Here is a 13,813-nt window from a genome sequence, read left to right as displayed (position 1 = left end):
GATATCAATGTATCAGTATACCGATTTCGACCAGGATTTCGTGCGCGAGCGTGTTGCCGAGTTTCGCGACCAGGTGGAGCGTCGCATTGACGGCACGCTCAGCGAGGATGAGTTCAAGCCGCTGCGGCTCATGAACGGCCTTTACCTTCAGCTCCACGCCTACATGCTGCGGATCGCCGTGCCTTACGGCACGCTGTCTTCCCGGCAGATGCGGCAGTTCGCGATGATCGCGGACAAGTGGGACAAGGGCTACGGCCATTTCACCACGCGGCAGAACATCCAGTTCAACTGGCCGAAGCTGAAGGATGTTCCGGACATTCTCGATGCGCTCGCGGATGTGCAGATGCATGCGATCCAGACGTCGGGAAACTGCATCCGGAACGTAACCGCGGATCATTTCGCCGGCGCGACGCCCGAAGAGATCGAGGACCCGCGCAAGACCGCCGAGCTTCTGCGCCAGTGGTCCACTGACCATCCGGAATTCACCTGGCTCGGCCGCAAGTTCAAGATCGCCGTCACCGGCGCGGAGCATGACCGTGCGGTGATCAAGGCGCATGACATCGGCATCCAGATCGTCCGCAACGAAGAGGGCGAGGCCGGTTACAAGGTTCTCGTGGGTGGTGGCCTGGGGCGTACGCCAATGATCGGCAAGGTGATCCGCGACTTCCTTCCGCGCGCTCATCTGCTGCCCTATCTCGAGGCGATCCTGCAGACCTACAACCTCGATGGCCGTCGGGACAACAAATACAAGGCGCGTATCAAGATCCTCGTGCACGAAGCCGGGATCGAGGAGATCCGCGACCGTGTCGAACAGAAGTTCGCGGAGAACCTCGCGGTCTTTCCGGGCGTGAACGCCGCGCTGCTGGCGCGGATCGAGGAAGGCTTCAAGGACCCCGCGTTCGAACCGGCCTCGGATATCATGCCAAGCGTTGGTGCGGGGCTGCAATCCTGGATCGATACCAATGTGGCCGAGCACAAGCTGCCGCACTACGCGATCGTGACGATTTCGCTCAAGGGCATCGGAGAGACGCCGGGAGATGCGACTTCCGAGCAGATGCGGGTGATGGCGGATCTGGCCGAGGAGTTCGGACATGATGAACTCCGCGTCAGCCACGAGCAGAACATCATCCTGCCGCATGTGCCGCGGCGTCATCTGGCCACGATCTACGCCAAGCTGAAGGACGCAGGGCTCGCGACCGCGAATGTCGGCCTGATCTCCGACATCATTGCCTGCCCGGGCATGGACTACTGTGCGCTGGCGACGGCGCGTTCGATCCCGATCGCGCAGGACATCTCGAAGGCATTCGCCGACATGGAGCGCCAGCGCGACATCGGTGGGATGAAGATCAAGATCTCAGGCTGCATCAATGCCTGCGGGCACCACCATGTGGGCCATATCGGCATTCTCGGCCTCGATCGTGCCGGTGTGGAGAACTACCAGATCACGCTGGGCGGTGACGGGTCGGAAAACGCGGCCATAGGCGAGCGGGCCGGGCCGGGGTTCGGTGCCGAGGACGTGGTTCCGGCGGTCGAGCGGATCGTCGATGCCTATCTCGATGTCCGAACCGACGCGGACGAGAGCTTCATCGAGGCTTTCCGGCGGGTCGGCATGGCACCGTTCAAGGCGGCGCTCTATCCGGAGCAGGAGGCCCGATCGAATGCGGCTTGAGGCGGCAGATCCGAAGCGGTCGCGCCCGTTCGACGCTGTCGAGATGCTAAACCTCCGGTTCAGGGACGCGTCTGCGGAGGATGTGATCGCCGGAGTGCGCGCCGAGTTCGGCAATGAGGTGGCTTTGGTGTCGTCATTCGGCGCCGAGGCCGCCGTGCTGCTACACCTCGCTTCGCGGGTCGATACGGGCCTGCCGGTTCTCTTCATCGACACGCTGATGCTGTTCGAGGAGACGCTCGAGTATCAGAAGACGCTTTCCAAGGCATTCGGACTGACGAACGTTATCCACCTGCGGACCGACTCCGAGGACTTGGAAGAGCAGGATCCGGACTGGACGCTGCACAAGCGTGATCCGGATGCTTGCTGCCACATCCGCAAGGTCCGGCCGCTCGAACGTGCGCTGGATACCTGGTCGGTGGTGGTTTCGGGGCGCAAGCGGTATCAGGCCAGCACGCGCTCCGCACTCGAGATATTCGAGGCGGATGGCGACCGGCTGAAGGTCAATCCGCTCGCCCACTGGAATGCGCAGGATCTCAAGGACTACATGGACCGGCACGATCTGCCGCGGCACCCGCTGGTGGCGAAGGGGTATCCATCCATCGGGTGCGCCCCCTGCACCACGCGGGTTCGGGAAGGCGAGGATCCGCGCGCCGGTCGTTGGCGCGGATCGAACAAGGTTGAATGTGGCATCCATTTCGGTGCCGACGGCCGCATCCTGCGGGCAAGCTGAGAGACGAGGACCACATGACTTTCATCGTGACCCCTGAGGGTGTAACCGAGCATACCGGCGCCATAGAGTTCGTCGAACTGGAAGACCTTCCCGGCGCAGAGGGCGCGGCCCTTGCCGTTTGCGTCCCGAATTCTGCGAAGGTGGATGATCTGGTGCCGTTTCTCGACCGGATCGTGCTTTTGCGGCTGGATTTTCCGGCCATGGGTGACGGCCGCGCCTTCTCACAGGCGCGGCGTTTGCGGACGCTCGGCTACCAGGGGCGCTTGCGGGGCTCCGGGCCGATCGTCTCGGACCAGCTTCGCGCCGCGTTCCGCGTAGGCTTCGACGAGATCGAGGTAGCGGAGAAGGTGGCAAGCCGCCAGCCTGCCGAGCACTGGAAGGTTCGCCCACAAGGATCTTATCAGAACCGCGTTCTGGCCTGAACGATCATCGTTTGAATTCGAACCGCCCGGTGGCTCCGCGCCCCGGGTGGTTTTCGTTGTGATCGGTGTTTGCTGCTGTCAGTCTTGCGCGCTCTGGCAAGAAGAATGGCGTAGAAAATGGAAAGTCTGACGGCACTATCCGGTCAACTCGGACGCGGTGAGGTGACGAGCCGGGGGCTGGTCGAGACCGCCCTCGAAAGGGTTTCCGCGCCCGGTGGCGAGGGAGCGCGCGTCTACCTGAGCCTTTATGCGGAGCGGGCGCGCGCCGAGGCCGATGCCTTCGACGCCGCGCGCGCCGCCGGTATGGACCTGCCACCGCTGGCCGGAATCCCGATATCCGTCAAGGACCTCTTCGATGTGGCAGGCGAGGTCACGCGCGCCGCGTCAAGGGTGCTTGGCTCTGAACCGCCGGCGGGAGTGGATGCGGAAATCGTGCGACGGCTCCGCCAGGCGGGGCTGATCGTCATCGGGAAGACGAACATGACGGAGTTTGCTTTCTCCGGCCTCGGGGTGAATCCACATTTCGGCACACCGCGAAACCCCGCGGATGCGGTTGTGGCGCGCATTCCGGGCGGGTCCTCTTCCGGGGCTGCGGTCAGCGTCGCGACGGGTATGGCGGCGGCTGCAATCGGGACGGATACGGGCGGATCCTGCCGCATCCCGGCCGCGTTCTGTGGTGTGGTCGGTTTCAAGCCGACCACTCGACGTATTCCGCGAGACGGCGTCTTTCCGCTGTCCAGGACGCTCGATTCCATTGGACCCATTGGGCGAAGTGTTGGCTGCGTCGCCTGGCTCGACGCCGTCATGGCCGGCGAGAGAACCGGGGAGCCGGTCTCACTGCCGCTAGAAGGGGCGCGGCTTGGTGTCCTGTCCAACTATGTGACCGAAGGTGTGGATGACGATGTCCTGAGTGCCTTCGATGCGGCTTTGGGGCGTTTGTCCCGGGCAGGAGTGCGATTGGTCCAGGTGGAGATCCCGGAGCTCGGCGATCTGCCAAGCCTCAACGCCAGTGGCGGGATCGTCGGCATCGAGGCCCATGCCCTGCACCGAATCAGGCTGCGTGAGGTCGGGGACCGCTTCGATCCGTTCGTGCGTGATCGGATCGCGTTCTCGGAGAATGTCACAGCGGCCGAGTATATCGCGCTTCTCGAGGCCCGGGCCCGCATCCGGGATAGTGTTGCCGCCCGGATGGAGGGGCTCGATGCGCTGGTGATGCCCACCGTTGCGGTCGTCGCGCCGGCCATCGCCGACCTCGACGATCCGGACCGCGCGGTTGCCATCAACCGGCTTTGCCTGCGGAATACGGCGCTTGCGAATTTCCTCGATACGCCTGCGGTCTCCATTCCCTGCCAGGAAGAGGAGAAACTGCCCGTGGGTTTCATGCTGATGGGGCGAAGCGGAGACGACCGACGGCTTTTGGCGCTGGCCGCAGGGCTCGAGCAACCGATACGCGCTGCCGGCGTTGATCGTTAATTCACTCATACCGAGTAGCTTCACCAAGCGCGCCCATTCGTCGCGCGATTGATTCTCCGAGAAACTGCAACTTGCGGTCGCTCCGAGGGACGCTCCCTGTGCGGAGCGTTCCCGAGTGGAGGGGCGATGAAGCGTATCGTGATTTCCTGCGATGGCACCTGGAACAGGGCTGACGCCAAAAGACAGACAAATGCACAGAAGCTTGCCTGCGCGGTTGAACCTGCGGATGCGGACGGGGTGGCGCAGATCCTGTGCCAGGTGGATGGGGTCGGGACCGGGCGCGGAACGGGCCGTTTGTCCCGGACCATCGACAGGGCGCTGGGCGGTGCATTGGGGCTTGGTCTCATGCAGAACATTGCCGACGCCTACCGGTTTCTCGCCTTCAACTATTCTCCCGGCGACGAGATCTTCATCTTCGGCTATTCGCGGGGAGCCTTCACCGCCCGGTCGCTGGTTGGCCTCATCCGAAACTGCGGTGTTCTGAGGCGGGACGCCCTGCACAAGCTTTCCGATGCCCTGCGCCTCTACAGGTCTCGAAAGGACCACCCGGATTCCGGGAAATCGGAGGCCTTTCGCGCGAAATATGCCGTCGAGGACCGCACGCCGATCGCCTACATCGGGGTATGGGATACGGTCGGCTCGCTGGGTATTCCGAAGCATCTGGTCCTGGCGTCACTGTTCAATCGGGGGCTCGCCTTTCACGATACTGCCTTGTCGGGGTCGGTGCGCGCGGCACGCCATGCGGTGGCCATAGACGAGCGACGCCGCACCTACGAGCCGACGCTCTGGAGCAATCTCGAGACACGCAACGAGGGACGTGATGGCACGCCCTATCGCCAGATCTGGTTTCCTGGCGATCATGGGGGCGTAGGTGGTGGGGCGGATTCCGATCTGCTTTCGAACGACGCGCTCTTCTGGGTGGCGGAGGGGGCGCGAGAGGCCGGGCTGGCGCTTGCCGCAGCTTCGGTGGAGAACTGGGCGAGCGCGCGGAACTGCGGTGCGCCGCTGCCGGGCGAACCGGACCTGTTCAACAGGGTTGTGGCATTCGGCTTCCGGGACAGAGAGGGGCCGAAGGCCCCCGGGGCGCTATCGGAGGCGGCGGTCCAGCGCTGGCTTATCTTGCCCAGTTGGCGCCCTGGCGCGCTGGGAAAAGTTGCGCATCTGCTTGAAAACCGAGAAACCTCATCCTGATTGTGCACTGCAGCTTGCAGGACGGGAGCGACGCGGGGCAGGGTGCGCCTGATCTCGGTTAACGTGGAGTTCGATTCATGCTGCAGGCATTGACGGTGCTTTTCCTGTGCCAACTTGCCGGGGAGGCTGCGGTGCGGGTGCTTGGCCTGACCTTTCCGGGGCCGGTTCTCGGAATGGCGCTCCTTTTCGCGATACTTCTCCTGCGTGGCGATACGGGCAAGGAACTCGGTAGTGTGACGGACACGATCCTGCGCAACCTCACGCTGCTCTTCGTGCCTGCAACAGTCGGTGTGATGGAGCAAGGCCGGCTGTTTGCCGAACACTGGCTCGCGATCGTCATGTCGCTGCTGGTCTCGACGTTGCTTGTGCTTTTCGTGACGGTGATGACCTTCCGCGCAGTGGCACTCCTTCAGGAACGGAGCCGCGGATGACCGAAGGTGTCGAGCTTTACAGCATCTGGGTCTACCTGTCCGAAACGCCACTGCTCTGGCTCACGGCGACACTGGTTGCATATCTGATCGGTGATGCAATCGCGAACCACTTTGGCCGGCATCCGGCAGCAAGCGCAGTTCTTTTTGCCGCCATCATTCTCGTGGTCGTGCTCGTCGTCACGGATACGCCCTACCAGACCTATTTCGAGGGTGCACAGTTCGTGCACTTCCTGCTTGGGCCGGCGACCGTTTCCCTTGCCGTGCCGCTCTGGAGAAACCGGCAGGCGGTCAAGCGCAACCTTCTGCCGATGAGTGTGGCCCTCGTGGCGGGCTGCGTGACCGCTATAATCTCCGCTGTCGGCATTGCCTGGATGCTGGGCGCCCCACCCTCGGTTCTGGCCTCCCTTTCGACCAAGTCCGTAACCAGCCCGATCGCCATGGCACTGACCGAAACGATCGGCGGCATTCCATCACTCGCGGCGGTCGCAGTCATGATTACAGGCATATTCGGCTCGATCGTGGTCACGCCGCTGATGAATGCACTGCGGGTGAAGGACTACGCGGCGCGCGGGTTCGCCGCAGGTGTCGCAAGTCATGGGGTTGGAACTGCGCGTGCGTTTCAGGTGAGCGAAGAAGCAGGCACATTCGCAGGCATTGCCATGGGTCTGAACGGCGCGCTGACATCGCTCATCTTTCTCGCAATCCCGGCGTTCCTTTGAGAAAGCGGGCTGGGCCCGGGCGGTCCGGCAAAGGATTTCATATAGGCAGAATTCCTATCGAGCAGACGGGGCCCCGCCAACAGGCGGGGGAATATGGTGTCCGGCCAAAGGGCCGGACCGTTTGCTGGACTTCCGCGCGAGAAGTGGAGCGGCGTAGATCGTGAACGACATTTCCGACTGCCAGACGTATGGTGCGGAAATTTCGGCATGCTCGCCAATTTCCACGATATTGCCCGACCGGTCCGCAATTCTCGCTGCGATTTTGGCACCTCTCTCCAACTCTTCGGTCCAGATCAGCAGTGCCGTTTCACCTGCAGCCAGCCGCGCGGAATGTGCGGGTTCGGCCTGCCACGGGGAGTGGTGATACTCGAGGCTTGCGGCGAGCCATTCGGGATCGCCTATGACGCGCGTTGCGTCGGGAAAGGTCTCCGTCAGCTGTGGCGCGAGAGCTTCGACCGGTGTCCCACCGCGAACCGGGTTTCCGGGAGTGCCGAAGCGCAGTTCGATAGGCAGAATGAGCGCCACGAGCGCAATACATGTTCCAACGAGGCGACGATACCAGCGATGCCCTGCCGCTGTCACTCGAGGCAGGAACCAGAGCGCGACAAGCGGGCCGCCCAGATAGAGCGAGGGCAGCATCCAGCGGTCCTTGACCTGGGTCGTCCCGGTGACGAGGACGACCGCAAGCGTGAGCATCACGCCGATCAGGGCGGTGCGTAGCAGAAAGCGATCCAGAAGCGTGGGTGGAACTGCAGGGGAAGATCTTACGCGGAAGCGCCAGAAGATCAGGGCTCCGGCGATCAAGGGCAGGGCGAGAAAGAGGAAAGCCGCTTCGGCGGTTGCGCCGATCCCTTCAAGGGCGGTGATCCACCCCCCGGTTTCCTCGTCAATCCGAAGCTTGTAGGTCGAAGCGAGTGCGGCCTCCCGGTTGCGAAGTATCCAGATCACCGGGAGGAAGGCAATGAGCGCGGAGGCGAAGACAGAGAACATCAGCCCGGAGAACCTGATCCGCGCGCGCAGTTCGGGTAGCGAAAGAGCCGCCAGAACCAGCGCCGGTGGCACGAGTGCGAAATTCGCCTTGGACAGGAGCCCAAGCCCCGCAACGAGGCCAAAAGACAGGTAGCCGAGCCGCTTTCCGGGCAGCGTGCGAGTCCAGAAGATCAGGCAGGCCAATGCGGCCATCGCTGTGGCGAGGACGGAATGGCTCAGCGCGCGCTGACTTTCCCAGGCGATCTGGGGCAGGAGCAGCAGCCCGGCGGTGGCGAGGCCCGCCCGAACAGGTGAATGTGCCGTGCGCAAGACTGCGTAGACGCAAAGGAACGTCATGCAGAGCAAAAGGTTCTTGACGAGCGAGAGAGCCAATAGCGGATCGGCAATGAGCTGGAACGCAAGCCACTGGAGCCAGGAGTAGAGCGGGGGCTGAGGCCCGTAACCCCAGGCGAGATACTGGCTCCAGAGAAACATCTGGGCCTCGTCCAGCCCGAGTGCTCCGCCGATGAGCCATCTGTAGACCGCGTGAAAGGCGAAATACCCGCAGAATGCCGCGGTCCAGATCCAGTCCCTCATGCCGTTCGTCCAATACGGGGTCACGATCTGCCTCGGTTGTGCCCTCGCGTGACTTGCTTCCCGTCTCGCGCGCTCGCAATACCGCATGGCGCAGATCGAAGAAAGCCGGATCGCGACTGACCGACAGCGTTGCAATGCAGCAGTTTTGCTGCATGTGCGCTTGCATCGTAACCAACAATGGGTGCTAAGCGTTAACCACAATGCGAATCCCGTGAGCGATCGACTCGCGGGACTTTCTATTGGGGGAAACACATGGGTCTGTTTGGGATCATTCTTTCACTGGTACTGTTGATGTACCTCGCCTATCGCGGGATCAACGTGCTCATTCTGGCGCCGCTTCTGGCGCTTCTGGCTGTTTTGCTGTCGGGTGATATCCCGCTGCTCGCTACTTACACCCAGGTCTTCATGCAGGCGCTGGGCAACTACCTCATCACCTACTTTCCGCTGTTCATGCTGGGAGCAATCTTCGGCAAGCTGATGGCCGACAGCGGCTCGGCCCGTGCGATCGCGGAATGGTGCGTGTCCAAGTTAGGCGCGAGCAACGCGATCGTGGCGATCGTTCTTTCCTGCGGGATCCTTACCTATGGCGGTGTCTCGCTTTTCGTGGTCGCCTTCGCGGTCTATCCGATCGCAGCCGCGCTCTTTCGGCGCTCGGACATACCGAAGCGGTTCATTCCGGCGGCAATCGCGCTTGGCTCGTTTACCTTCACGATGACCGCGCTTCCGGGCACGCCGGCGATCCAGAATGCGATTCCGATGCCCTATTTCGGGACGACACCCTTTGCTGCGCCGATCCTGGGGACGCTGGCCGGGGCGATCATGTTCTTCGGCGGTGTCTACTGGCTGAAATTCCGCGTGGCGATGGCGGGGCGCGCGGGCGAAGGCTTCGGGGATCATCCGCGCACTTCGGCTGACAGTGATCTTGATCAGGATGCCGAACTTCCGGGCTTCTGGATCGCGGTCGCGCCCACCATTCTCGTGATCGTGCTCAATGCGCTGCTGACCTATCTCATCATCCCCAATCTCGACACGAGCTATCTCGCGCAAGCACAGTATGGGGAAACGGACGTGAGCAAGGTGCGTGGCATCTGGGCGATCATCGTTGCCCTGGTGAGTGCGATCGTCTTGCTCATCGTGCTGAACTACCAGCGGCTCAAGCATCTCAAGGACACGATCAATACCGGGACGATGGGCTCGCTTCTGCCCGTGTTCAACACCTCCTCCGAGGTGGGCTATGGCGCGGTGATTGCCTCGCTTCCGGCCTTCGGCGTGGTGCGCGATGCTGTGCTCAACGTTTCGACCAACCCCGTGATCTCCGTGGCGGTGGCGACCAACGTGCTCGCGGGTATCACCGGCTCAGCTTCGGGCGGTATGTCGATCGCGCTGCAGACTCTGGGTGATCAATTCGCCGAACTGGCGCGAACCAGCGGGATCAGCGAAGCCTTGATGCACCGTGTCACTGCGCTCTCATCGGGAGGCTTCGATGCGCTGCCGCACAATGGCGCGGTGATCACGCTCCTGGCGATTTGTGGCCTGACGCACAAGCAGTCCTACTTCGATATCTTCATGTGCGCCGTGCTCATTCCGGTTCTGGCGACGATCTGCGTGATCGTACTCGGATCGATGGGTCTCTAAAGCTCCGAGGCTCATTCGGGTGGAACGGCGCTGGTCTGCGCCGTTCCCTTCGGTTAGATCATAGCCCATGCGACCTGGGCTCGGACATAACCGGATAAGGCTTGCCGTCGTCGGCCTCTTGTTGCTGGCGATGGCCGCGATCGGTTTCGCGCATCGGCCGGGCATCGCAACACCTGATGTGCAGCTTGCAGCCTACATTGCGGCAGGCGGTGCCATCTCGGATCTCTGTGCCGGAGAGGGTGGCGGCCATCACGTCGCGGGAGATGTCTGCGATGCCTGCAGATTGGCCGGCGCCGCGCCGCTTCCGGAACCATCCGGAATGTCTCGGCAGGTTCTCGTTCAGATTGAACGGAGCGGAAGGGCCGCCGGTGCGCGACATTGGCCCCGGCACGTGCGCGATCCCTCGAAGGGACCTCGTGCTCCGCCCGCGATACGGATTGGTTGAAAAAGCAGACTATCCAATCTTTTGCGGGACACACTGACATGAAAACGCATATCCTTGCAGCGGCTGGTGCCGTTGCCCTTTTCGCTTTGTCGCCGATGGCCGGGGCGCATGAATTCACCCAGGGCGGGATCACGGTCGATCACCCGATGGCCTTCGAGACCGCGCCTTCCGCACGCGCCGGGGGTGGCTTCATGACCATTGCTAACGATGGGGATGAAGATGACCGGCTCATCGCTGTTCGCGCCGAATTCCCAAAGGTCGAGATTCACACGACCCTCGAGGAGAACGGTGTGTCGAAGATGGTGCATGTCGCAGCGATCGACCTGCCCGCTGGCGAGACGGTCGCGCTCGAGCCGGGTGGCTACCACGTGATGTTCATGGGGCTCGACGGTGACCCCTTCGAGGTCGGTGAAGAGATCGAGGCCACGCTCGTGTTCGAGAAGGCCGGCGAGCTCGATATCACGTTCAATGTCGAAGCCCGGGGGGCGGTAGGCCATTCCGATCATGATCACGACCACGATCATGGCCATGACGGACATGAAATGAACCACTGACGCTGCGGATACATGCGGCGCCACGGAAGACCCTCGGCGAGGAGGGGCGGGGTGATCCACGTGATCGCGCTCCTCTCGGCGCTCTTTTCCGGCTTGTTTGCGGCAGGTGCCATGCCCGCCGCCGAGGCCGGGGGCGGGTTTTCCGTGGTGCTCTGCACCGGCGATGGTCCAGTCGAGGTGGTGCTGGGCGCGGACGGGGAGCCTGCCGAGGATGCCCCCGACCACTGCGTCTGGTCGATCCACATGCAGCCCGCGCTGGCGAATGCCGGGCCGGGCGTTGCCGGCCGAATTGCCGGGATTGCGCGTGAGAGGTCCCATTCTCCACGGCGGCGTGCCGCACGGTTCATGCCCCGGCGGGCCCATCCGGTGCGTGCGCCACCGAGATTTCTCCTGAACGAACGTCAATCGGACAAGTTTTTTCGGAGGAACTCAAATTGGTCACAATCGACCCGCCCCGTCCTGTTGCCCAGGACGACACGCCCGCCCGCTTGGGGGCGCTCTATCGCGCGGCCTGGCGCTGGCATTTCTATGCCGGGCTTTATGTCATACCCTTTCTCACGCTTCTCGCGTTGACCGGGCTGGTCATGCTTTGGACAAGCGTGATTTCCGGTCGCGACGGGGAATGGATCCCCGTGGAGCCCACCGGCGCGCCGCTCGCCGTTTCGGAGCAGTCACAGGTTGCTGTGGCCGCAGTGCCCGACGGTCAGCTTCGCGGCTATATCGCCCCTCGGGCCGACGATCTCGCGGCCATCTTTCGCGTGGACGATTCGGAGGGCACGACGATGGTTGCCGTCGATCCCTACACTGCGGAGGTGCTTGCCGAGTTTCCCCGCCGGCAGGGGCTCTACGATCTCATGAGCGAGATCCACGGCACGCTGCTCCTTGGTGTGACGGGAGATCGGATGATCGAGATCGCCGCCTCTCTCGCCATGGTCCTGATTGCAACGGGTCTCTATCTCTGGTGGCCGCGAAACAGCGGTTTCTGGCGCGCGATCGTGCCGAATTTCGCCGCGCGTGGCCGGGCGCTCTGGAAGACGCTGCATGCAACGATCGGGGTCTGGGTTGCGCTCCTTCTGGCGGTCTTTCTGGTTTCCGGGTTGTCCTGGGCCGGAATCTGGGGCGAGAAGTTCGTGCAGGCCTGGAGCACCTTTCCGGCAGAAAAGTGGGAAGATGTGCCGCTTTCCGATGCAACTCATGCCAGCCTTAATGCTGGGAACGCGAAGGAGGTCCCCTGGGCTCTGGAACAGACACCCTTGCCCGCATCCGGGTCCAATGCTGGAGAGACCGGGCTTGGAACGGGTGCGACGGTCACGCTTGATAGGGTGACGGACTTTGCGCGCGAGCTTGGTTTCGATAGCCGATACCAGTTGAACCTGCCAAGCGGGCCGGAGGGGGTCTGGTCGATTTCACGCGACTCGATGTCCAATGACAGTGCCGACCCGACCTCGGACCGGTTCGTCCATATCGACCGTTACAGCGGGCAGGTTCTCGCGGATGTGGGGTTCGAGGATTATTCGGTCTATGGGCAGGCGATGGCTGTAGGGATCGCATTTCACGAGGGCGATCTCGGCGTGTGGAACGTCGCATTGAACACGATCTTTTGTGTTTCGGTGATTTTTCTTTGCGCGAGCGGTGTTGTGATGTGGTGGAAACGCCGTCCCTCCGGAGCGGGCAGGCTGGGCGCACCGCCGATGCCGCGGGACATGCCGCTCTGGCAGGGAGCGGTTCTCGTGGGATTGGCGGTTTCGCTCGCCTTTCCGATGGCAGGGCTGGCGCTGCTTTTCGTATTAGCGCTCGATGCCTTGGTGCTTGCGCGCGTGCCTGCGCTTCGTCGTGTGCTGAACTAGGTGAGACGGAGATGGGCCGGGGCGGGGTAGTCCGGGCCCTCGAATGGAAAAGGAATGGTTTCGAGATGAAAAAGGTGTTGCTCGGAGCGGGGCTCGTGCTGATCGCCGCAAGTGCCGGGGGCGCGGTCTGGCTGACCCAGTTCAGCGAACCGGAGGATCAGTTTGCCGGGTGCAGTGCTTCGAATGCGGGGTCCGCGGAAATCGGTGGGTCATTCACGCTTGTCGATGAAGGCGGAGAGACGGTCACGGACGAGGATGTGATAACAAAGCCGAGCCTTGTCTATTTCGGGTATACCTTCTGCCCGGATATCTGCCCGCTCGACAATTGGCGCAATGCCGAAGCCGTGACGCTTCTCGAGGAACGCGGCGTTGAGGCACAGCCGGTTTTCATCTCCATAGATCCTCAGCGCGACACGCCTGAGGTCGTCGGAGAGTTCACCGATCTGTTCCACCCCGACATGGTCGGGCTCACCGGGTCGCCGGAGCAGGTAGACGCGGCCTCGAAGGTCTATCGCACCTACTACAAGGCGCATGATCCCGAAGAGGATGACTACTACCTGGTGGATCACACGACATATACGTATCTCGTCCTGCCCGAGCACGGTTTTGTCGAGTTCTTCCGCCGTGAGGCGACCGCCGAAGAGATGGCGGGCCGCGTCGAATGTTTCGTGAGCCGCCTGTAGCGACGAAGGAACCTCAGATCCGATCAAGGCAACGACGCCCGCGCGATGCGCGGGCGTTTCTATTGAGGGTGACATGAAGGCCAGGAGGCGAGGGAGTAACGGTCATCTCGCTATGGCTTCCGAGGGAATCGCACTCCGCCAATCGCTTTCTTTGCGATGATGATTGGGGCGTTGGCGAGCTGGAGCGAACCATGGCGGGGGAATCGGCTCTTTCGGTGGCCCGTCTGAGGCATGCGCTCTCCCTGCTGCGTCCTACTACCCGGCGGAATTCTGCCGACTGATGATACCTGGGAAACAAATTGTCGCTCAAATGTAATCACTGATGGAGGAAAGCCGGGGCTACAATTCAGTTAACAAATATGGTAAATTGTCATTAAAATATTACTGGATCACAACCTGTGGTTCTGGAGTAATTTAAAATAATCGCATTATGATAGTTGCCTCATTC

13 protein-coding genes are annotated in these 13,813 nt (G+C 62.3%); 11 read left to right on the top strand and 2 right to left on the bottom strand.

What is annotated here, in order from left to right; translation table 11 throughout:
- Positions 1-7: 7 nt before the first annotated feature.
- The 7 genes from ACP15W_RS13150 (at position 8) to ACP15W_RS13120 (ending at position 6,635) form a co-directional block, all read left to right on the top strand.
- Complete coding sequence (locus ACP15W_RS13150) at positions 8-1,669, top strand: nitrite/sulfite reductase (protein ID WP_424933352.1); 1,662 nt, start codon at positions 8-10, stop codon at positions 1,667-1,669.
- Positions 1,659-2,399 carry a phosphoadenylyl-sulfate reductase gene (locus ACP15W_RS13145; protein WP_424933351.1) on the top strand — a complete coding sequence of 247 codons (741 nt, stop codon included), beginning with the start codon at positions 1,659-1,661 and terminating at the stop codon, positions 2,397-2,399. The genes ACP15W_RS13150 and ACP15W_RS13145 overlap by 11 nt, the downstream gene beginning before the upstream one ends.
- 14 nt (positions 2,400-2,413) lie before the next feature.
- Positions 2,414-2,821, top strand: a complete 408-nt coding sequence (locus tag ACP15W_RS13140; protein WP_424933350.1) for a DUF934 domain-containing protein — start codon at positions 2,414-2,416, stop codon at positions 2,819-2,821.
- Between the two features lie 117 nt (positions 2,822-2,938).
- Positions 2,939-4,294 carry an amidase gene (locus ACP15W_RS13135; RefSeq protein ID WP_424933349.1) on the top strand — a complete coding sequence of 452 codons (1,356 nt, stop codon included), beginning with the start codon at positions 2,939-2,941 and terminating at the stop codon, positions 4,292-4,294.
- A 126-nt stretch (positions 4,295-4,420) separates the two neighbouring features.
- On the top strand, positions 4,421-5,485 hold the full coding sequence (locus tag ACP15W_RS13130; RefSeq protein WP_424933348.1) for a DUF2235 domain-containing protein: 1,065 nt from the start codon (positions 4,421-4,423) through the stop codon (positions 5,483-5,485).
- Positions 5,486-5,562: 77 nt separating this feature from the next.
- Positions 5,563-5,916, top strand: coding sequence for a CidA/LrgA family protein (locus tag ACP15W_RS13125; RefSeq protein WP_424933347.1), 354 nt, complete (start codon positions 5,563-5,565; stop codon positions 5,914-5,916).
- Positions 5,913-6,635, top strand: coding sequence for an LrgB family protein (locus ACP15W_RS13120; protein ID WP_424933346.1), 723 nt, complete (start codon positions 5,913-5,915; stop codon positions 6,633-6,635). Before ACP15W_RS13125 ends, ACP15W_RS13120 begins: the two co-directional genes overlap by 4 nt.
- A 54-nt stretch (positions 6,636-6,689) precedes the next feature.
- Here the strand turns inward: ACP15W_RS13120 and ACP15W_RS13115 are convergent, their stop codons facing one another.
- Positions 6,690-8,201, bottom strand: a complete 1,512-nt coding sequence (locus ACP15W_RS13115) for an ArnT family glycosyltransferase (protein WP_424933345.1) — start codon at positions 8,199-8,201, stop codon at positions 6,690-6,692.
- A 252-nt stretch (positions 8,202-8,453) separates the two neighbouring features.
- Between ACP15W_RS13115 and ACP15W_RS13110 the strand changes: the two genes are divergently transcribed.
- Positions 8,454-9,836, top strand: a complete 1,383-nt coding sequence (locus tag ACP15W_RS13110) for a GntP family permease (protein WP_424933344.1) — start codon at positions 8,454-8,456, stop codon at positions 9,834-9,836.
- 58 nt (positions 9,837-9,894) lie between these two features.
- On the opposite strand, the gene ACP15W_RS13105 is transcribed toward ACP15W_RS13110, so the two are convergent.
- Complete coding sequence (locus tag ACP15W_RS13105; protein WP_424933343.1) at positions 9,895-10,215, bottom strand: hypothetical protein; 321 nt, start codon at positions 10,213-10,215, stop codon at positions 9,895-9,897.
- A gap of 104 nt (positions 10,216-10,319) precedes the next feature.
- Here ACP15W_RS13105 and ACP15W_RS13100 point away from each other — a divergent pair, with 104 nt between their 5' ends.
- The 3 genes from ACP15W_RS13100 to ACP15W_RS13090 all read left to right on the top strand — a co-directional run bounded on the left by ACP15W_RS13100 (position 10,320) and on the right by ACP15W_RS13090 (position 13,365).
- Positions 10,320-10,835 carry a copper chaperone PCu(A)C gene (locus tag ACP15W_RS13100; protein WP_424933342.1) on the top strand — a complete coding sequence of 172 codons (516 nt, stop codon included), beginning with the start codon at positions 10,320-10,322 and terminating at the stop codon, positions 10,833-10,835.
- A 443-nt stretch (positions 10,836-11,278) separates the two neighbouring features.
- Complete coding sequence (locus ACP15W_RS13095) at positions 11,279-12,682, top strand: PepSY-associated TM helix domain-containing protein (RefSeq protein WP_424933413.1); 1,404 nt, start codon at positions 11,279-11,281, stop codon at positions 12,680-12,682.
- 65 nt (positions 12,683-12,747) lie between these two features.
- A complete protein-coding gene (locus tag ACP15W_RS13090; protein ID WP_424933341.1) occupies positions 12,748-13,365 on the top strand; it encodes an SCO family protein in 618 nt (205 codons plus the stop codon).
- The last annotated feature ends 448 nt before the right edge of the window (positions 13,366-13,813 follow it).

The sequence above is a fragment of the Amaricoccus macauensis genome, assembly GCF_049800915.1.
In the GTDB taxonomy this organism is placed as follows: domain Bacteria; phylum Pseudomonadota; class Alphaproteobacteria; order Rhodobacterales; family Rhodobacteraceae; genus Amaricoccus; species Amaricoccus macauensis_A.
This window is presented reverse-complemented; position numbering and strand designations above follow the sequence as displayed.